Source organism: Devosia ginsengisoli, assembly GCF_007859655.1.
Lineage (GTDB): Bacteria > Pseudomonadota > Alphaproteobacteria > Rhizobiales > Devosiaceae > Devosia > Devosia ginsengisoli.
The window spans coordinates 410,880-430,004 of sequence record NZ_CP042304.1; the positions used below are offsets into that span (position 1 = coordinate 410,880).

At 65.1% G+C, this 19,125-nt stretch carries 12 protein-coding genes and 1 pseudogene; 9 read left to right on the forward strand and 4 right to left on the reverse strand.

The window, feature by feature from the left end:
* Positions 1-53: 53 nt before the first annotated feature.
* The 8 genes and pseudogenes from ccmI to FPZ08_RS02170 all read left to right on the forward strand — a co-directional run bounded on the left by ccmI (position 54) and on the right by FPZ08_RS02170 (position 11,265).
* A complete protein-coding gene (gene ccmI / locus FPZ08_RS02135) occupies positions 54-1,139 on the forward strand; it encodes a c-type cytochrome biogenesis protein CcmI (protein ID WP_186767174.1) in 1,086 nt (361 codons plus the stop codon).
* Positions 1,136-1,609: a cytochrome c maturation protein CcmE gene (gene ccmE, locus FPZ08_RS02140; protein WP_146288463.1), complete on the forward strand. Its 474-nt coding sequence runs from the start codon at positions 1,136-1,138 to the stop codon at positions 1,607-1,609. Before ccmI ends, ccmE begins: the two co-directional genes overlap by 4 nt.
* Positions 1,610-1,790: 181 nt before the next feature.
* Positions 1,791-3,764, forward strand: a complete 1,974-nt coding sequence (locus FPZ08_RS02145) for a heme lyase CcmF/NrfE family subunit (protein ID WP_146288464.1) — start codon at positions 1,791-1,793, stop codon at positions 3,762-3,764.
* The gene (locus FPZ08_RS02150) at positions 3,761-4,201 is read left to right on the forward strand and encodes a cytochrome c-type biogenesis protein (protein WP_146288465.1); all 441 of its coding nucleotides are present in this window, start codon (positions 3,761-3,763) and stop codon (positions 4,199-4,201) included. Before FPZ08_RS02145 ends, FPZ08_RS02150 begins: the two co-directional genes overlap by 4 nt.
* Before the next feature lie 282 nt (positions 4,202-4,483).
* Positions 4,484-6,016 (forward strand): Do family serine endopeptidase, encoded by a 1,533-nt coding sequence (locus tag FPZ08_RS02155; protein WP_146288466.1) that lies wholly within the window; start codon positions 4,484-4,486, stop codon positions 6,014-6,016.
* Positions 6,017-6,079: 63 nt separating this feature from the next.
* Positions 6,080-6,752: pseudogene (locus FPZ08_RS02160) on the forward strand (winged helix-turn-helix domain-containing protein).
* Positions 6,753-6,755: 3 nt separating this feature from the next.
* Positions 6,756-8,171 carry a sensor histidine kinase gene (locus FPZ08_RS02165; RefSeq protein ID WP_146288467.1) on the forward strand — a complete coding sequence of 472 codons (1,416 nt, stop codon included), beginning with the start codon at positions 6,756-6,758 and terminating at the stop codon, positions 8,169-8,171.
* A gap of 217 nt (positions 8,172-8,388) precedes the next feature.
* A complete protein-coding gene (locus tag FPZ08_RS02170) occupies positions 8,389-11,265 on the forward strand; it encodes a bifunctional [glutamine synthetase] adenylyltransferase/[glutamine synthetase]-adenylyl-L-tyrosine phosphorylase (protein ID WP_146288468.1) in 2,877 nt (958 codons plus the stop codon).
* A 193-nt stretch (positions 11,266-11,458) separates the two neighbouring features.
* Here the strand turns inward: FPZ08_RS02170 and FPZ08_RS21815 are convergent, their stop codons facing one another.
* From FPZ08_RS21815 to pepN, 3 genes are all read right to left on the reverse strand, one after another.
* Entirely contained in the window at positions 11,459-11,602 is a 144-nt protein-coding gene (locus tag FPZ08_RS21815; RefSeq protein WP_186767338.1) for a hypothetical protein, read from the reverse strand.
* Between the two features lie 34 nt (positions 11,603-11,636).
* Positions 11,637-13,196 (reverse strand): sensor histidine kinase, encoded by a 1,560-nt coding sequence (locus FPZ08_RS02175; RefSeq protein WP_186767175.1) that lies wholly within the window; start codon positions 13,194-13,196, stop codon positions 11,637-11,639.
* A 290-nt stretch (positions 13,197-13,486) separates the two neighbouring features.
* Positions 13,487-16,126 (reverse strand): aminopeptidase N, encoded by a 2,640-nt coding sequence (gene pepN, locus FPZ08_RS02180; RefSeq protein WP_146288470.1) that lies wholly within the window; start codon positions 16,124-16,126, stop codon positions 13,487-13,489.
* 307 nt (positions 16,127-16,433) lie between these two features.
* Between pepN and FPZ08_RS02185 the strand changes: the two genes are divergently transcribed.
* Positions 16,434-18,284 (forward strand): ABC transporter ATP-binding protein, encoded by a 1,851-nt coding sequence (locus FPZ08_RS02185; protein ID WP_146288471.1) that lies wholly within the window; start codon positions 16,434-16,436, stop codon positions 18,282-18,284.
* 53 nt (positions 18,285-18,337) lie between these two features.
* Here the strand turns inward: FPZ08_RS02185 and FPZ08_RS02190 are convergent, their stop codons facing one another.
* Positions 18,338-19,060, reverse strand: coding sequence for an ArsR/SmtB family transcription factor (locus FPZ08_RS02190; protein ID WP_146288472.1), 723 nt, complete (start codon positions 19,058-19,060; stop codon positions 18,338-18,340).
* Positions 19,061-19,125: the final 65 nt, after the last annotated feature.

Sequence of the window (19,125 nt, forward strand, 5' to 3'; positions counted from 1 at the left end):
GGCTTATAGATGACCCCATCTTGCCGCGTGCCGGCGTCAAGCATTTAGGCTCCATGCTTTTCTGGTTCATCGCCATCGCTGTTACCGCCATTGCCTGCGCCGCACTTTTTTACGCGGCGGGGTCGCGTGCGGTCAACGCGGGTCGTCCCGAATTGGACGATGCCAACAGCCATTTTCGCCTTGTGCTAGCGGGCATCGACACCGATCTGGCTGCCGGCAAGCTGGGCGATGCCGAAGCCACGGCTGCGCGCGGCGAACTGGCGCGCGAAATCCTGCGCCTCAAGGGTGAGACAGGCCGAGTCGCGGGCGCCGGACCGGCCTTTGGTCGTGCCGCCCTGCTGGTGGGGCTTGGCGGGGTCGCCGTGCTGGCTTTGGGGCTCTATGGACTGCTAGGCAGCCCTGATCTGCCCAGCCAGCCCTTGGCCGGCCGCAGCGATGTCGCCGCGCAGCAGATCGATATCGACGCGGCCATTGCCCGCATCGAAACCCAGCTTACCGCCAATCCCGACGACCTGCGCGGCTGGACAGTCATTGCCCCGGCCTATCTCGAAATGGGCCGCTATGCCGATGCCGCGCGCGCCTATCGCCGCATCATGGAACTGGGCGAGCCGACGCCGGACCTGCAGACCAATCTCGCCGAGGCCCTGTTGCTCGGTGCCGGCGATACGGGCTCGGACGAGGCCATTGCCCTGCTGCGTGCCGCCGCCGATGCCGACCCGTCCCATGCCATGTCGCGGCTCTACCTGGCTTCTGTTCTGACGGGAGAGGGGCAGTATGACGAGGCGATCCCGTTGTGGAACGCCGCCCTCGCTCTGTCCAAGGGCGACGAGCCCTGGTTGCCGGCGGCACAGCAGGGGCTCGCCGTGGCACAGAATGGCGGCGTTGCGCCGGCCAATGCGCAGGAAGCCGAAATGATCGGCCAGATGGTCAGCGGCCTCGCCACCCGGCTGGCTGCCGAGGGCGGCAGCGTCGAGGAATGGACCCAGCTTGTGCGGGCCTATCTCGTACTGGGTGATACCGGGCGCGCCCAGGCCGCCTATGACGATGCCGTCTCCGCCTGGCCGCAGGCCTTCGACCGGGGCGAACTCGATACGCTGGCGCTCGGCGCCGGCCTGACCCTCAATGGAGATCAGCTATGACCATGCCCTCCACCGTTCGCAAGCAGGGCTGGTCGCGCAAGCAGAAGCGGCTGGCCGTTATTGCCGGCCTCGCCGTGGTCGTGGCGCTGGCCACCACGCTGGTGCTGGTAGCCCTGCGCGACCAGATCGTCTTCTTCTATTCCCCGTCCGATGTGGCAGCGCGCGAAATCGCGGCCGGCACGCCGATGCGCCTGGGTGGCCTGGTCAAGGACGGCAGTTGGACCCGTACCGGGCAGGACAACAGCTTCGTCGTGACCGACGGCGCGCAGGATGTCGCTGCCCGCTATACAGGCATATTGCCCGACCTGTTTCGCGAAGGGCAGGGCGTTGTGGCCGAGGGGAGCCTTGGACCGGACGGGACCTTCATGGCCACCAATGTACTGGCCAAGCACGATGAAAACTACATTCCCAAAGAGGTCGTCGACGCGCTGAAAGCCAGCGGCGAATGGCGGCCGGAGGGCGGGCAGTGATGGTCGAGACTTTGTGCCTGGCATACCCCCACCCTCACTCCCTCCCCACAAGGGGGAGGGAAGCCTGCTCCGTGATCGGAGACGCACTGCGCCAGGCGCCATCGTCTCCCTCCCCCTTGTGGGGAGGGATCAAGGGTGGGGGTGATGCCGCCATATTCGCGAATGCCGAGGCTCCCCAAATATGAGCATCGAACTCGGCCACTTCGCTCTCATCCTAGCCTTTGCCATATCAGCGGTCTCGGCCGTGGGCGGCTTTGCCTTCTGGCGCTCCGGCCAGCGGATCGCGCTGGCACTGAGCCAGGGCGCGGTGCTGCAATTCATTCTCGTGGCCGTGGCCTTCGCCGCGCTGATCCAGGCTTTCGTCACCTCCGATTTCAGCCTGTTGCTGGCGGCGAACAATTCCCATTCGCTGAAACCCCTGATCTTCAAGATTTCCGGCGTCTGGGGCAATCATGAAGGCTCGATGGTCCTGTGGATCCTCATCCTCGTCGCCTTCGGCGCCATGGTGGCCGCCTTCGGTCGCCGGCTGCCCAGTGACCTGCTGGCGCTGGTGCTGGCGACGCAAAGCCTGCTCACCGCGGCATTTGCCGGCTTCACCATCTTCACTTCCAACCCCTTCGCCCGGCTCATCCCCGCACCCCTCGAGGGCAATGATCTCAATCCGGTGCTGCAGGATATCGGCCTCGCCATCCATCCGCCGCTGCTTTACGCCGGCTATGTCGGCTTCTCGATCTGCTTCTCCTTCGCCATCGCAGCTTTGATCTCCGGCCGCATCGATCAGGCCTGGGCGCGCTGGGTGCGGCCCTGGACCATGCTGAGCTGGACCTTCCTGACCCTGGGCATCGCCATGGGCTCCTACTGGGCCTATTACGAACTCGGCTGGGGCGGCTGGTGGTTCTGGGACCCGGTGGAAAATGCCAGCTTCATGCCCTGGCTCGCGGGCACGGCTCTGCTCCATTCCGCGCTGGTGATGGAAAAGCGTAACGCGCTGAAGATCTGGACGATCTTCCTCTCCATCATCACCTTCTCCCTGTCGCTGCTCGGCACGTTCCTCGTGCGCTCGGGCATCCTCACCTCGGTCCATACCTTTGCCAGCGATCCTACGCGCGGGCTGGTCATCCTGACGCTGCTGGCGCTGGTCATTGGCGGCGCTTTCGCGCTCTTCGCCTTCCGCGCCTCGACGCTGCGGCAGGGCGGCCTCTTCGCCCCGGTCAGTCGCGAAGGCGCGCTGATCCTCAACAACCTGTTTCTCGCCACCGCTGTCGGCGCCGTGCTGGTCGGCACGCTCTATCCTTTGCTGCTCGATGCCCTGGCCGGCACCACCATTTCGGTCGGCGCGCCCTTCTTCGATCTCACCTTCGGCTCCCTGATGGCGCCACTGCTGCTGGTGCTGCCTTTCGGGCCGCTGCTGGCCTGGAAGCGCGCCGACATCGTCGGGGCCGCCCAGCGGCTGATCGGCGCGGCGGCCCTGGCCATCTTCGCCACCATCCTGATCTCGGCACTGGGCGGCGTCAGCATATCCCTCGCCCCGCTCGGCCTGTTGCTCGGCTTCTGGGTCGCCTTCGGCGCCATTGCCGAACTGGTCGATCGCAGCAAGCTCGGCCGCATTCCGCTGGGCGAAAGCGCCCGCCGCCTGTTCGGCCTGCCGCGCTCGGCCTGGTCCACCGCCATAGCCCATTTCGGGATCGGCATCACCGTGCTCGGCATCGTCGCCACCACGGCCTGGGAGACCGAGCGGGTCACCACGCTCAATCCGGGCGAAAGCACCGAACTGTCGGGCTACCTCATCGCCTTCGACAGCTTCGCCCAGGTTCCGGGGCCGAACTATATCTCCGACGAGGGCCGCTTCACCATCACCGCGCCCGGTGGTGACAAGCGGCAGATGCTGGCCGACCGCCGCACTTATGTCGCCTCCGGTATGCCCACGACAGAAGCGGCCATCGAGACCTACGGCTTCTCCCAGCTCTATCTCCAGCTCGGCGAACCGCTGGACGATACCCATGTGGTCCGCATCTGGCACAAGCCCTATATCACGCTGATCTGGCTGGGTGCCCTGCTCATGGCCGGGGCCGGATTTCTCTCGCTCACCGACCGCAAACTGCGCGTCGGCGCCCCGCGCCGGGCGGCCAGGCAAACGCCACAGGCCGCCGAATGACCTGGCTCCGCGCGCTCCTGCTGGCTCTGTGCCTCGCCACTCCGGTTGTGGCGCTGAGCCCCGACGAAGTCCTCGATGATCCGGTGCTGGAGCAGCGTGCCCGCGACATTTCGGCCGGCCTGCGGTGCCTGGTCTGCCAGAACCAGTCCATCGACGACAGCGATGCGGACCTGGCGAAAGACCTGCGAGTGCTGGTGCGCGAGCGACTGGTCGCCGGCGATAGCGACGAGGATGTGCGGCAATATCTCGTCGATCGCTACGGCGAATATGTGCTGCTCAATCCGCGCGTGAACAGCCACACCATCCTGCTCTGGATCGCCGCGCCGGCCCTGCTGCTGGTGGGCCTGGGGACCCTGGTCGTGGTCGGACGCCGGAGGCGGGCGGTCGAGGCTGGCTTGAGCGCTGAGGAGCAGGCGGCTCTGGACGAGTTGAAGTAGCAAGCGCCCGCGAGGGGGCATTGCCCGAAAACCCTCATGGTGAGCCTGTCGAACCACGAGGGTGGGCACGCCGATCTTGCCACGCCCTCGTGGTTCGACAAGCTCACCATGAGGGCTACTAAGAGCATCTATCCCGGCCAGGCGATGCCCCGCCATAATCTCCGCCCCATTCCCGCCGCCAACATTGCCAAGGTTTAATGTTGGCGCAACCTCGCAGAAAGATCGCCCGTTCCATATCTACGCCCACAAGCTGTTGAGGGCTTGCCGAAGGAGAATGATTACATGCGCTCGACCATTCTGAAGCGTACCAGCCGCTGGCTCGGGGCCTCTGCCCTGGCGCTGCTGGTTGGTATTGGCGGTGTTTCCACCGCTTTCGTTATGACCGGTCAGGCCGCCACTGCCCAGGTGCAGAACGCCGCCCAGATCATCGTTCCCGAAGCGACGCAGCCGCATGCCGGCTTTGCCGACCTGGTGGAAGCAGTCAAGCCGGCCGTGGTGTCCATCCTCGTCGAAGCCGAGGAAAGCCCGCGCAACGTGCAGCGGCGCGGCGGCGAGTTCAATTTCAACTTCCCCGATCTGCCCCCCGATCACCCCTTCCACGATTTCTTCGACCAGTTTGGCGATCAGTTCGGCCGCCAGGGTCCGCGTGGCGAGCAGGCGCCCCGCCATTTCATGGCCGCCGGCTCGGGCTTCGTGATTTCGGCTGATGGCTATATCGTCACCAACAACCACGTGGTCGAGAATGCAACCAAGGTCACCGTGGTCTTCGACGATGGCACCGAACAGGTTGCCGAAATCGTCGGCACCGACGAGCGGACCGACCTGGCCGTGGTCAAGATCGACGGCACCGACCTGCCTTTCGTCAATTTCGAGACCGAAGCCAGCCGCGTCGGCGACTGGGTGGTTGCCGTGGGTAACCCGTTCGGCCTTGGCGGCACCGTGACCGTTGGTGTCATCTCCGGTTCGGGCCGTAATATCGGCGGCTCCAACTACGGCGATTTCCTGCAGATCGACGCGGCCGTGAATACCGGCAATTCGGGCGGTCCGGCCTTCAATACCAAGGGTGAAGTGGTCGGCGTCAATACCGCCATCTATTCGCCCAATGGCGGCAATGTCGGCATCGCCTTCGCCATTCCGGCAGCCACCGTCAAGGGCATCGTCGCCCAGCTGATCGACAGCGGCACCGTGACCCGCGGCTATCTTGGCGTCGGCATCCAGGATGTGACCCGTGACATTGCCGATGGTGTCGGCCTGGCCGAAGCCAAGGGCGCCATTGTCAGCAATGTGGCCGAGGACGGCCCTGCCGGTCCGGCCGGCGTCAAGTCGGGCGATATCATCACCGCAGTCGATGGCGATGCGATCGATGACGCGCTCGATCTCAGCCGCACCATTGCCGGCAAGTCGCCCGAATCCACCGTCGAGCTGACCGTCTGGCGCGATGGCGCCGAGACCAAGCTGTCGGTGCAGCTCGGCACGTTGAACGAAGAGCAGGTGGCCGAGGCCGATCAGGGCCAGAGCCCGGTTCCGCCGGCCCCGCTGCCGGCCGAAACCAGCGTCGGCCTGACCCTGGTGCCGAACTCTGACGGCTCGGGTGGTCTCTTGATCCAGAACGTCGAGCCGGATTCGGCTGCTGCCGAAAAGGGCCTGGCGGTTGGCGATGCCATCCTCGAAGTCAACAACACGCCGGTCAGCAGCCTCGATGAATTCGAGGCGGCCCTTGACGCGGTCAAGGCCCAGGGGCGCAATACCGCCCTGATCAAGGCCAGCCGCGACGGCAACGACCGCTTCATCGGCCTGCTGCTGGCTGCCGAGTAATACTCCTGCGGCTCCGGGGCTTCCCCGGGGCCGCGCCCCCGCCAACCACCACGGAGCGTCGCGGTGAAAATCCTGCTGATCGAAGATGATCGGGAAGCCGCGAGCTATCTCATCCAGGCGCTCGACGAAGCCGGCCATATCACCCATCACGCCGCCGACGGCGAAACGGGTTATGCCATGGCCTCGGGCATGGATTACGAAGTCCTCATCGTCGATCGCATGCTGCCCCGCCGCGATGGCCTCTCCATTGTCGAGATCGCTACGCGCCGAAGGCGACAAGACACCCGTCCTCATTCTCTCCGCACTCGGCGAGGTCGATGATCGGGTGACCGGCCTGCGCGCCGGCGGCGACGACTACCTCACCAAGCCCTATGCCTTTACCGAGCTGCTGGCCCGCGTCGAAGTGCTGGCGCGCCGCTCCAGCCCTTCCGAAGCCGCCACCAGCTATCAGGTCGCCGGCCTCAGCCTCGATCGGCTCTCCCGCAAGGTCGAGCGCGATGGCGAAACCGTACTGCTGCAGCCGCGCGAATTCCGCCTGCTCGAATATCTGATGAAGAATGCCGGCAAGGTAGTGACCCGCACCATGCTGCTCGAAAATGTCTGGGACTATCATTTCGATCCCCAGACTAATGTCATCGACGTGCATATGTCGCGCCTGCGCTCCAAGATCGACAAGGGCCACGCGACCCCGCTGCTGCACACCGTGCGCGGGGCCGGCTACATGATCCGCGAGTAGATCTTGACCCGCTTCGCCCAGATCTGGCGCACATCCACGGTTAGGCTGACGGCGACGTTCATCCTGATCTTTTCACTTTTCGCCATCCTGCTGCTGGCCTTCATCACCTGGCAATCCAGCGTGCAGATCCAGCGCCAGCAGGCCAATGACATCGACCGCGAGGTGCGGGTGCTGCAGCGCATCGACGCGGTGCAGGGCATCCGCGCCCTGGCCTTTGCCCTCGAACGCATTTCCCGCGCGCCGGGGCCGGGCGTCTATTATCTCGGCGACGCCACCGGCCAGTACCTGCTCGGCAATGTCACCGATGTGCCGCCCGATGTGCTGATCGAACCGGGCATCTACAGCTTCGACTACGAGCGGGCCAATCCCTTCATCGATCCGCCTGATGGCGCCGATACACCGCCCCGTCGCATCCGCACCGGCTTTGCCGTGGTGCGCTCGGTCGAGCTGACCAATGGCATGCGGCTGGTCGTCGGCCGCGACGTGGTGGAGCGCCAGGGCTTTTCGGCCATCATCGTGCAGAGCTTCCTGTTCGGCGTGCTCGGCATCATCCTGTTCTCGCTGGTAGCCGGCGGCATCACCGCCCGCCGCGTGCTGCGCCGCATCGACACGATCCGCGATACCTCGACCAAGATCATGTCGGGCAACCTGTCCGAGCGTGTCCCGGTCACGCGCCGCAATGATGAATTCGATGGCCTCGCCACCAATCTCAACGCCATGCTCGACCGCATCGAGCAATTGCTGCAGGGCCTCAAGGAGGTCACCGACAATGTCGCGCATGACCTCAAGACGCCGCTGACCCGCCTGCGCAACCAGGCCGAAACCGCCTTGCGCGACGGCGCCAGCGACGAAGTCCGCCAGCAGGCGCTGGAAACCACCATTGCCGAGAGCGACCGCCTCATCCAGACCTTCAATGCCCTCCTGATGATCGCCCGTGCCGAGGCCGGCGCCCCCTCGGGGGCGCTTGCCGACGTCGATGTCAGCGCCGTCGTGAGCGACATGGCCGAGCTCTATGGCCCGGTGGCCGAGGACGAGGGCATCGTCGTCGAAACATCGATTGCCGAGGGCCTGCATCTGCGCGGCAATCGCGAACTGATCGGGCAGGCCATGGTCAATCTGCTCGAAAACGCCGTGAAATACGCCAAGCCGGTCGGGGAAGGGCAGGGCCGCATCACCGTCGGCCTGCGCCAGCAGGATGGTCGCGCGCTCATCGAAGTCGCCGACAACGGCCCCGGCATCCCCGAAGCCGACCGCAAGCGCGTGCTGGAACGCTTTGTCCGGCTCGAGAAAAGCCGCTCCGAACCGGGCTCGGGTCTTGGTCTGTCGCTGGTTGATGCCGTGGCAAGGTTGCATGGCGGAACCTTCCGCATCGAGGACAATGCGCCGGGGGTACGCGCGGTGATCGATCTGCCAGCCTGACCTTCTTCCCCTCTTCCCTTGAGGGAGAGGGCGGTTTTCCGCGTCCAGCGGAAAACCGGGTGAGGGGTCCTGCGCCCTCCCATGCTTCAATGCTTCTGGATAGCGCGATACCCCTCATCCGCCCTTCGGGCACCTTCTCCCTCAAGGGGAGAAGGGAAGAGGCGCCTGAGCAAGTCCCCACCTTGCTCCCAACCCGCCGCCAAGCTATCCCTCGCTCATGGCCATCAAGCTCTCCGCCCTGCCGCCCATCGCCACGCCGCTTGTCCACGCCTGGCTCGCCGAGCTTCCGGCCGACCAGCGCGCCGCGCTCGCCGCTGCCACCCCTTCCATCGGACCATTGCTCGAATCCGCGCCCTACCTGCTGGCGCTGGCGCAGGACAATGCCGACTGGCTGGTCGTCACCCTTGCTGACAGTGCCGACGGCGCCTTTACCGACATCATCGACACCGTCGAGGGCGCCACCGCCGCCACCGAGGAAGAGCTAGCTCCCATCCTCCGCATCGCCAAGGGCCGCACGGCTTTGCTCGCCGCCATCGCCGAAACCGGCGGTGCCTGGACCACGGCGCAGGCAACAGCCGCCTTGTCGGACCTCGCCGATGCCGCGCTCGACGCCGCGCTGAACCTGCTGATGCGCCGCGCCGCCGAAAAGGGCGTGCTGGCCATCCCTGCCGAGCAGGCCACAGCAGCCAATTCGGGGCTCGCCATCTTCGCCCTGGGCAAACATGGCGGGCAGGAGCTGAACTACTCCTCCGATATCGACATCGTCGCCTTCTACGACCCCGAAAAGGCCGTATTGGCCGATCCCGGCGAAGCCACGAAAATCTATTCTCGCATGATCCAGAAGCTGGTCACCCTGATGGAGGACCGCCAGGCCCATGGCTATGTGTTCCGCACCGACCTGCGCCTGCGCCCCGATCCGGGTTCCACCCCCGTCGCCATCTCCTTCGACGCGGCGCTCGCCTATTACGAGAGCCGCGGCCAGAACTGGGAGCGCGCCGCCTGGATCAAGGCCCGCGCCTGTGCCGGCGACCGCCAGGTGGGCGAGGCCTTCCTGCGCGAGCTCGCCCCCTATGTCTGGCGCAAGCATCTCGACTTCGCCACCATTGCCGATATCCAGGCGATGAAGCGCCAGATCAACATCGCCAAGAATGTCGGCGATATCCGCGTGGAGGGCCACAATGTGAAGCTCGGCCGCGGCGGCATCCGCGAGATCGAATTCTTCACCCAGACCCAGCAGCTCATTGCCGGCGGCCGCGACAAGACCCTGCGCGTCAAGCCGACGGCCCATGCGCTGGCGGCCCTGGCCGATGCCAACTGGATCACGCCCAAGGCCGCCACCGAGCTGACCCAGACCTATTGGTATCTGCGCGGTGTCGAAAACCGACTGCAGATGCTGCGCGATGAGCAGACCCACACCATGCCTGCCTCGGCCGAAGAAGTGGCCGTCATCGGAAGGCTGATGGGCGAGCCCGACCTGCGCGCCTTCGAAACCACCTACCGCGCCGCTTTGGAACGCGTGGTCGGCTACTATTCCGAGCTTTTCACCGAAGGCGAAACGCTGGGCAGCGGCGAAGGCAATCTCGTCTTCACCGGCAGCGACGACGATCCGGGCACCGTGGAAACCCTCTCTGCCATGGGTTTCGCCAATCCCTCCAAGGCCATCGAAATGGTGCGCAAGTGGCACTATGGCAGCTATGCCGCCACCCGCGCCGCCGCCGCCCGCGCCCACCTCACCGAATTGCTGCCCGCTTTGCTGGCTACGCTCGGCGAGGCGGGCAATGCCGACGATGCCCTGCTGCGCTTCGACGATTTCCTGTCACGGCTGCCGGCCGGCGTACCGCTCTTCTCGCTGCTGCGCACCCATCCGGACCTGCGCCGGCTGCTGGTTCAGCTCATGGCCTCGGCCCCCCGCATGTCCGAGGCCGTCATCCACCGCGCCCATGTGATGGACGGACTGATCGATCCGGCCTTCGCCAATGACGTGACGCATCGCGACGTACTGATCGCCAAGGTCGATGCGTTCCTGGCCGAGTCCCGCTCCTATGAGGAAGTTATCGATCGGGCCCGCATTATCGGGCAGGAGCAGAAATTCCTCATCGCCGCTGGCCTCCTGTCCGGTACGGTCAGCGCAACTGGGGCAGGGGAGCAGTTCACCGCTCTGGCCGAGACGCTGGTCAATCGCCTGTTCGGCAGCGTCCGCACCGAATTCGAGCGCCGCCATGGCCGGCTGGCCGGCGGCCGCGTCGCGCTGCTCGCTTTCGGCAAGATGGCCAGCCGCGAAATGACGGTCACCTCAGACCTCGATTTTATCCTGCTCTACGATGCGCCCGACGCCGAATCCGACGGCGATAAACCGCTGACCACCAACCACTACTACACGCGCCTCACCCAGCGCCTCGTCGCAGCAGTCACCTCGCCCACCGGCGAAGGCGTGCTCTACGAGGCCGACATGCGCCTGCGGCCCTCGGGCAATGCCGGCCCCCTGGCCACCAGCATTGGCGGCTTCCGCGCCTATCACCGCGACAATGCCTGGACCTGGGAACACCTCGCCCTCAGCCGCGCCCGCGTCATCGCCGCCGACAATGCCTTCGGCGCCGAGGTCGATGCCGCCATTGCCGAGGTGATGAGCCGCTCCCGCGACGTTGCCAAGACCATTGACGACGTCGTCTCCATGCGCGCGCTGATGGCCAAGGAACGGCCCGCCCGCCATCCCTTCGACCTCAAGCTGGCCGAAGGCGGCCTGGTCGATCTCGAATTCATCGCCCAGTCGGCGCAACTGGTCGCCGGCAAGACGATCGGCCTGCCCCAGGCCCTCACCGCCCGCGTCCTCGCCCGGCTGGCCGAAACCGGCCTCGTGCCTGAGGGCGCGCGTCTGGCCGAAATCCACCTCACCTATTCGACGGTTCTGCAGGTGATGAGCTCGGCGCTGGTCAGTCCCTTCAAGGACGAAGCCTGGACCGACGCCTTCAAGGAATTGCTGGCCGGCCTGACGCACTATCCCGATTTCGGCCGGCTGGAACTGGACCTGCTCCAGATGCGCGGCGAAGTGAGCGCTGCGGTGGCGAAATGGTATGAGACGGCCTGGGGGCTTTAACCCTCCGCGGTGGCTCCCCTCACCCCACCCTCAATCCCTCCCCATCAAGGGGAGGGAGGCGCATGGGCAATGTCAGTGGTCCAATATTCCCTCATCCACCGGACAGGCTTCCCTCCCCTTGATGGGGAGGGATTGAGGGTGGGGTGGGGTTGAGTCACATGCACCGGCCTTGAGATAGGGAAAGTAAGAAACTCTATTCCACCCGCCGCGGCGGCACCGGCGTGCCCCGCTGCTCCAGCGCGCGCTTGACGCTTTCAGGGATATCCCGGCAACCGCATTGTTCGGCATGTTCGATATGCCATTCAATGCGCTGCTCGATATTGGCATTCTTGGGCATGCGGTGCGTTTCGTGCCAGTCCCGGTTGATCATCTCACGCCGCCTGCAAGGCGTTCGCCACCGGCAGGGGCAGCGAAATCGCCACCGTCGTGCCCAGCGACGGGCTGGAATCGATGGCGAGGTTCCCCCCGCTCAATTCGGCAATGGCCCGCGCGATGGAAATGCCCAGTCCCGGCCCGACGCCCTCGCGGGTAAAGGTGGAATCGCCCAGCGCGAAGGGCTGCGACAGGCTGGCCAGCCGCTCCTCGCTCATGCCCAGCCCGGTATCGGTGATCTCCACCACTACGCCATCGCGCGCCGGAAAGGCATTGAGTGCCACCTTGCCGCCCGCAGGCGTGAAGCGCAGCGCGTTTTCGACGATATTGCTGACCATGCGCGACAGGCCCAGCCGGTCGCCGCGCACCACCGCGCCGCTGGCCTCGCCCAGCACGAACACGATGCCGGCCCGCGAGGCCTGCGCCCGGAAACGCTGGATGACGCCGTCGAGCAGTTCGTCAATGGCCACCGGCTCGCTGCGCAGCGCCTTCTGCCCGCTTTCGAGCTCGGCCAGGTCGAGAATGGTGGCGAAGGATGCGAGCAGGTGTTCGCCCGATGTCTTGATGGACTGCACATAGTCCGAATAGCGCGCATCGCCCAGCGGCCCATAGGTCTGGTGCCGCATCAGCTCGGCAAAGCCGATAATGTGGTTGAGCGGGGTGCGGATATCGTGGCTGAGATGGGCGAGGAAATTGGTCTTGCTGCGGCTGGCCGCCTCGGCCTTGAGCTTTTCCTCGTGATAGCGCCGGGCCAGCAGCCGTTGTTCCTGCCTGATGGCATGGAGCATGGTGTCGGTCTTCTTGGCCTCGGTCACGTCGCTGATCAGCGTCATCAGGGCGCCGTCGCCCAACGGCCGCTCGTCGATCAGCAGGCACGAGCCGTCTTCGCGATGCAGCTCCAGCACCTTGTTGCCGTCGTCCTCGTTCACCAGCTTGATATAGCCGCCGATGGTCAGGCGCTTGACGGCATCCTGATAGCTCATGCTGAAACTGTTGAGGTCGAGCCGGCTGCGATATTGCTCGTTGCAGACGATGAGCTTGCCGCTCTTGCTCCAGCAGGCCACGCCCATGGGAATGGCGGCGGCCAGCGTGCGGTAATTGTCGCGCTGCACCATGTCGGGCATGTCGTCGCGTCGCCGCCGCGCCACCAGCAGCACGATCAGCCCCGCCAGCCCGAAGGCAGCCGCCCCGCGCTGGCCGATGCCGGTCCAATGGCTCGCCTGGGCGCTTTCGAGCGACAGCATGCCATGCGGTCCCGCAGGCACGGTCAGCTCGTCGCCCGACGCTGCAGGCGACGTCACCAGGCTTGCCTGGGCGATCGCGCCGAAGCGCTGGCCCGACGCGCCGATTGCTTCACTGGCGGCCTCGGCGCTCATGCCGGAAATTTCCGATGCCAGCACCGCGCCGATGATGGACAGGTCGCGGCGGGCATCATCGAAAGTGCGGGCGGCGTCATAGGCCACGAACAGCGTTGCCGCCAGCAGCGATGTCAGCGCCACCGCTAGGGTGATGGGAGACAGGGAAATGCGAAATGGCCGCGAGACGGACGCAGTGTCCACGACGCTCACCGGGCGGCGGGAAGCCGCCTGACCTCTGCCAGCACCGAATCCGGTAACGCTGGCGCCGGATGCCTCCGCCGACCGCATGTAATTCTCCCGATCTGTAAGGCTGTATTAGCCCGCCCGATTTGCCCTTTAACAAACAATGAATCACACCGACTCGCGTGTCCAGACCCCCTCCGGCGCGCCGGAGGGGTGTTCTGCAAAATCGCGAGTCGCCAGAATCACTTAGCGGTGAAGAAAAATTCTTCCAAGAATGGCCGGGGTTTAGGGCGCCGGGCGGGGCAGCCTTACCCCGCCAGCATGCGCGTCAGGATGTCAGCGGTATTCCGGCTCAGCGTGCCCCCGGCGGAGAGGCCCGTCAGCGCGGCCTTGGCGGCCTCGCGGCGTGTGCTTTCCAGCATCGGCCAGATGCGGAACCCGGTCAGCACGCGCGCCGCCACCTGCGGATTGACCTTGTCGACCTCGGTGACGAAATCGGCCACGAAGCGGAAGCCGGCGCCATCGGCCCGGGCGAACTGCGTCGGGTTGCTCATGGCAAACGTGCCCACCAGCGAGCGCAGCCGATTGGGGTTGGTCCTGGGGAAGGCTGGGTCGGCCAGGATGGTCTTCATGTCCTCGATCACCCCGTCGCGCGGTGCGGCCGCCGTCACGGTGAGCCACTTGTCGAGCACCAGCGGATCGCCGCCGAAGCGGGTGCGGAAATCGGCCAGCATGGTCGGCGCTTCCGGCGTGCCCGCCATGGCCGCAGTCGACAAAGCCGCCAGCCGGTCGGTCATGTTGGTCGCCGCGTCATATTGCTGGGCCACCAGCAGGGAGGTGCCGGGCGCATCGCTGCCAACGAGCAGGCTCAGCATGCGATTGCGCAGCGCGCGCCGCCCCGTACTGGCCGGATCGGGGGCATAGGGCGCCGTGCTGGCCAGCGCGTTGTAGGTCGCCAGCATCTGCCGCGACAGCGGTCCGAACACCGCCCGCAGCAACTGCTTGCGCACGTCATGGATGGCGCCGGGGTCGATATCCTTGCCGATCGTGCGGCCGATCAACTGCTCGTCGGGCAGGGTCAGTGCCAGCGCCTTGAAGGCGTCATCCAGTGTATCGCTGCCCAGCGTATCACCCATGGCCTGGCTCAGCGCCGCCACGGCCGCATCGCTCCATGGCTTGCCCTGCACGGCATCGACGGCCAGCGCCATGCCCACATCCTGCAAGGCCTGCCAGCGGTTGAACGGGTCGCTGTCATGCCGCGCCAGGAACAACTGATCCTCCTGGCTCGCCCCGGTCTCCATGATGACCGGCGCCGAGAAACCGCGCAGCAGCGAGGGCACCGGCCGGCTGGGAATGCCGGTAAAGACAACCTCGGCGCTGCCATCCCTGAGCACAATCATGTCGTCGCGCACTTCGGCGCCGCTCACCCCGCTCCAGCCCATCGGGCTGCCATTGGGCCCGATCAGTCCGAACTTGATCGGTAGCACCAGCGGTGCCTTGGTCGGCTGGCCCGGCGTCGGCAGCGTCTCCTGCTTGAGCTTGAGCGTATAGGTCTGCTTGTCGGCATCGTAATGCTCGGCCACCGTCAATCGCGGCGTGCCGGCCTGCAGGTACCAGGTCTTGAACTGCTCGAGCTCGATCCCATTGGCATCTGCAAACACTTGCAGGAACGCCTCGATCGTCGTGGCTTCCCCGTCATGCCGCTCGAAATAAAGGTCCATGCCCTTGCGGAAGCCGGCTTCGCCGAGCAGCGTCGCCAGCATGCGCACGATTTCGGCGCCCTTCTCGTAGACCGTGGTCGTATAGAAGTTGTTGATCTCACGATACTGGTCCGGCCGCGGCGGATGGGCCAGCGGCCCGCCATCCTCGGGGAACTGCGCGCTGCGCAAAGTCACCACATCCGAAATACGCTTCACCGCGCGAGACCGCTCGTCGCTGGTGAATTCCTGGTCGCGATAGACCGTCAGCCCCTCCTTGAGGCAGAGCTGGAACCAGTCGCGGCAGGTAATGCGGTTGCCGGTCCAGTTGTGGAAATATTCATGCGCGATGACCCGCTCGATGCCATCGTAATTGGCGTCGGTCGCCGTCTCGGGCTGCGCGAAGACCAGCCGGTCGTTGAAGATGTTGAGCCCCTTGTTCTCCATCGCGCCGAAGTTGAAATCGCTGACGGCAACGATGTTGAACACGTCCAGATCATATTCCCGCCCGAACCGGCGCTCGTCCCACGCCATCGATCGCTTGAGGCTGTCCATGGCCCAGAGGCACTGATCCTCCTTGCCATGGCTGCAATAGATGGCCAGGTCCACCTTGCGACCCGAAGCGGTGGTGAAGCTGTCGGTGATGGAACCCAGATCACCCGCCACCAGCGCGAACAGATAAGCCGGCTTGGGGAAGGGGTCTTCCCACACGGCATAATGCATGCCGTCGCCGGCATCGCCCTTGTCGATCAGATTGCCATTGGCCAGCAGCACCGGCGCCACGTCGCGCGGCGCCGTCATCCGTACCTTGAACACCGCCAGATTGTCCGGCCGGTCGAGATAATAGGTGATGCGCCGGAAGCCCTCCGGCTCGCATTGCGTGCACCAGGTGCCACTGGAGCGATAAAGCCCCATCAGCTTGGTATTGCCCTCCGGCTGGATGGTGACCTCGGTTTCCAGCACGAAGCGGCGCAACGGCGGCTCGACCACGGTCAGCCCATTGGCATCGGCCGCATAGGCCGACAGCGCCAGCGGCAGCCCGTCGATGGCGATGGAGCCCAGGCTCAGCTCATCCCCGTCAAGCACCAGCGGCGTGCCCGGCGCTGTGCCTTCGCGCGGCTCGACCGTCAATTGAGCGCGCACCCTTGTATTGTCGATACCGATCCTGAAATCCATGTCTACTGACACGATCCGGTACGGGCTCGGTGTGTAGTCCTTCAGGAAGATGGTGTGTTCGGTTTCGGTGCGCATGGATATATTCCGCAAAAATCGTCGGTCTGAAATGTGTCTGCGCCGCAACAGTAGATTCGGCGCATTCGTGTATCCTGATCGGCCAGCGACCGCTTCGGTCCACTCTTCTACGCCAATTGGGACGGCATTGGGGAGGGGGCTCCTGCCGGTTGTGGCACGCTGCTCCTCTGCGCCGTCCATGGGCGTATCGAGCACGGTATCCAAAATTTCCGGTCGGCATCGCATCGGCTCGTTCGTCCTGGTTCCATCGGCTGGAACCGGAGACGCCGTCTTCGCGATGCGGCCCTGCAATCACTGGTGAACAATAATGCTGCGTTGGTTCGAACGACGTCTTGATCCCTATCCCGGCGGTGATCCGGTAGAGCCCCCCAAGGGCCTGCTGGCTTTCTGTCTCTACTACAGCCATGGCGCCAAGAAATGGCTGGCGCTGATGGCCTTTGCCGCGGCCGCCGTGGCCATCGGCGAAATCGTCATCTTCGGCTTTATCGGCGATGTGGTGAACTGGCTCGCGGGCGCGGACCCCAACACGTTCCTGCAGACCGATGGGTGGAAGCTCGCTTTGATGGGCGCGATGATCGTGTTCATTCTGCCGGCTTTCGCGCTGGTCTCGACGCTCACCATGCACCAGACGCTGCTCGGCAATTTCCCGCAGCGCATCCGCTGGATGAGCCATCGCTACCTCATCCGCCAGTCGATGAGCTACTTCCAGGATGAGTTTGCCGGCCGCATCGGCGCCAAGCTGATGCAGACCTCGCTCGCCGTGCGCGAAGTGGTGATGAAGCTGCTCGACATGCTGGTTTATGTCGTCGTCTACTTCACCGGCGCGGTGATCCTGGCGGCCTCGGCCGATTGGCGCCTGGCCATTCCGTTCCTGGTCTGGCTCGCGGCCTATGTGTCGATGATGTTCTATTTCATCCCGCGCATGGGCAAGATTTCCCAGGCGCAGGCCGATGCCCGCTCCATGATGACGGGCCGCATCGTCGACAGCTACACCAACATCGCCACGGTGAAGCTCTTCAGCCACTCCAATCGCGAAGAGACTTACGCCAAGGAGGCGATGGACGAGTTTCTCGACACCGTCTACCGCCAGATGCGCCTGTTCACGCTGCTCAACATGCTGGTCCTGTGGTCCAATGCCCTGCTGCTGGCTTCGGTCGGCGCCACGGGCATCTGGCTGTGGATGCAGGGCGTGATGACCCCCGGCGCGCTCGCGGTGTCGCTGGGCCTCGTCATGCGCTTCCAGGGCATGAGCCAGTGGGTCATGTGGGAAATGTCGTCGCTGTTCGAGAATATCGGCACGGTTAAGGACGGCATCTCGTCCTTCTCGCTGCCGCGTGTCGTCTCCGACGCCCCGGCAGCCGAACCGATCGGCGCGGTCAATGGCGATATCAAGTTCGAGAATGTCTCGTTCCACTACGGCAAGAAAACCGGCGTGATCGACGATCTCAACCTGCATATCCGCCCCGGCGAGAAGATCGGCCTGGTCGGCCGTTCCGGCGCCGGCAAATCGACCATCGTCAACCTGCTGCTGCGCTTTTACGACCGCGCCGATGGCCATATCCTGGTCGATGGGCACGATATCGCCAAGGTCACGCAGGACAGTTTGCGCGCCAATATCGGCGTGGTGACGCAGGATACCTCCCTGCTGCACCGCTCGGTGCGCGACAACATCCTCTATGGCCGCCCCGATGCGACCGAGGAGATGATGCGCGAAGCGGCCGACCTGGCTGAGGCAACCGACTTCATCCTGGGGCTCGGCGATGCCTCCGGCCGCAAGGGCTTCGATGCCCATGTCGGCGAGCGGGGCGTTAAGCTGTCAGGCGGCCAGCGCCAGCGCATCGCCATCGCCCGCGTCCTGCTCAAGAACGCGCCGATCCTGGTGCTGGACGAAGCCACCTCCGCCCTCGATTCCGAGGTCGAAGCGGCCATCCAGGGCCAGTTGCAACTGCTGATGAAAGGTAAGACCGTGATCGCCATCGCCCACCGCCTCTCCACCATCGCCATGATGGACCGGCTGGTGGTGCTGGACAAAGGCCGCGTCGTCGAGACCGGCACCCATGCCCAGCTCGTCGATACCGGCGGCATCTACAGCCAGCTCTGGCACCGCCAGTCCGGCGGCTTCATCGACGCCGACCAGCCCGAGGAAGCGGCGCAGTAAACTGCCTCCTGGGGGAGGGGAGTGCGCCCGGCCAATGCGCCGGGCGCGTTCCCTTACATGCCGCTCGACGCCATCGGCTTGCCGGTTTCCAGCAGCGTCTTGAGACCGGCAAGGATGAGCGGCCAGCCCTCTTCGACACCGGCCTTGGCGGCCGCCGCATCGAAATGGGTGAGAGTGAGCTTGCACATCTCGCCCATCGGCTCGATTTCGTACATTACCCGGGTCTCCTTGCCCTCCGGCGCCCACGCCGCCTTGAAGGTGGTGACGAGCTTTTTGGTCGGCTCGATCTCGATGATCTCGCCATCGAGATTCACCTTCCCCTCCGGATCGAGGTAGTGGAACCGGCCGCCGACCCTGAGATCGGGTTGCACCCGGCTGCCATAGTAATACTGGCGGGTCATCTCCGGATTGACGATGGCCTCCCAGAGCGCGGTCGGCGTAGTGCGGATATAGGTGACGACGATGAAATCTGGCGTGGCGGCCATGGGCGTGGGCTCCTCTAGCTGTCGTTTCAAATCCACCGCATACCGCGCCAGCGGCTTGGCATAGGGCGCGATCCAGCGGTCCGCCAGCTCCTGGATCGGAGCGGCGTTGAGATAATGATGCTTGAACCGGCCGACCTTGCGGGTCACCACGAGATTGGCATCTTCAAGCACGCCGAGATGCTTCATGACGCCGAAGCGCGTCATGCCCATCCCGGCTTCGAGATCGGTCAGTGTCTGTCCATCCTGCCGGCGCAGCGCATCGAGCAGCGCCCGCCGGGTTGGATCGCTCAAGGCCTTGAAGATTGCGTCCACGGTCTGGACAATAGGTGACTAAATGGTCACCTGTCAGGCCGCCG

Coding starts and splice junctions, on each gene's coding strand:
- FPZ08_RS02150 (WP_146288465.1), top strand. CDS start 3,761: ATGACCTGGCTCCGCGCGCTCCTGCTGGCTCTGTGCCTCGCCACTCCG.
- FPZ08_RS02170 (WP_146288468.1), top strand. CDS start 8,389: ATGGCCATCAAGCTCTCCGCCCTGCCGCCCATCGCCACGCCGCTTGTC.
- pepN (WP_146288470.1), bottom strand. CDS start 16,126: ATGCGCACCGAAACCGAACACACCATCTTCCTGAAGGACTACACACCG.
- FPZ08_RS02185 (WP_146288471.1), top strand. CDS start 16,434: ATGCTGCGTTGGTTCGAACGACGTCTTGATCCCTATCCCGGCGGTGAT.
- FPZ08_RS02155 (WP_146288466.1), top strand. CDS start 4,484: ATGCGCTCGACCATTCTGAAGCGTACCAGCCGCTGGCTCGGGGCCTCT.
- FPZ08_RS21815 (WP_186767338.1), bottom strand. CDS start 11,602: ATGCCCAAGAATGCCAATATCGAGCAGCGCATTGAATGGCATATCGAA.
- ccmI (WP_186767174.1), top strand. CDS start 54: ATGCTTTTCTGGTTCATCGCCATCGCTGTTACCGCCATTGCCTGCGCC.
- FPZ08_RS02145 (WP_146288464.1), top strand. CDS start 1,791: ATGAGCATCGAACTCGGCCACTTCGCTCTCATCCTAGCCTTTGCCATA.
- ccmE (WP_146288463.1), top strand. CDS start 1,136: ATGACCATGCCCTCCACCGTTCGCAAGCAGGGCTGGTCGCGCAAGCAG.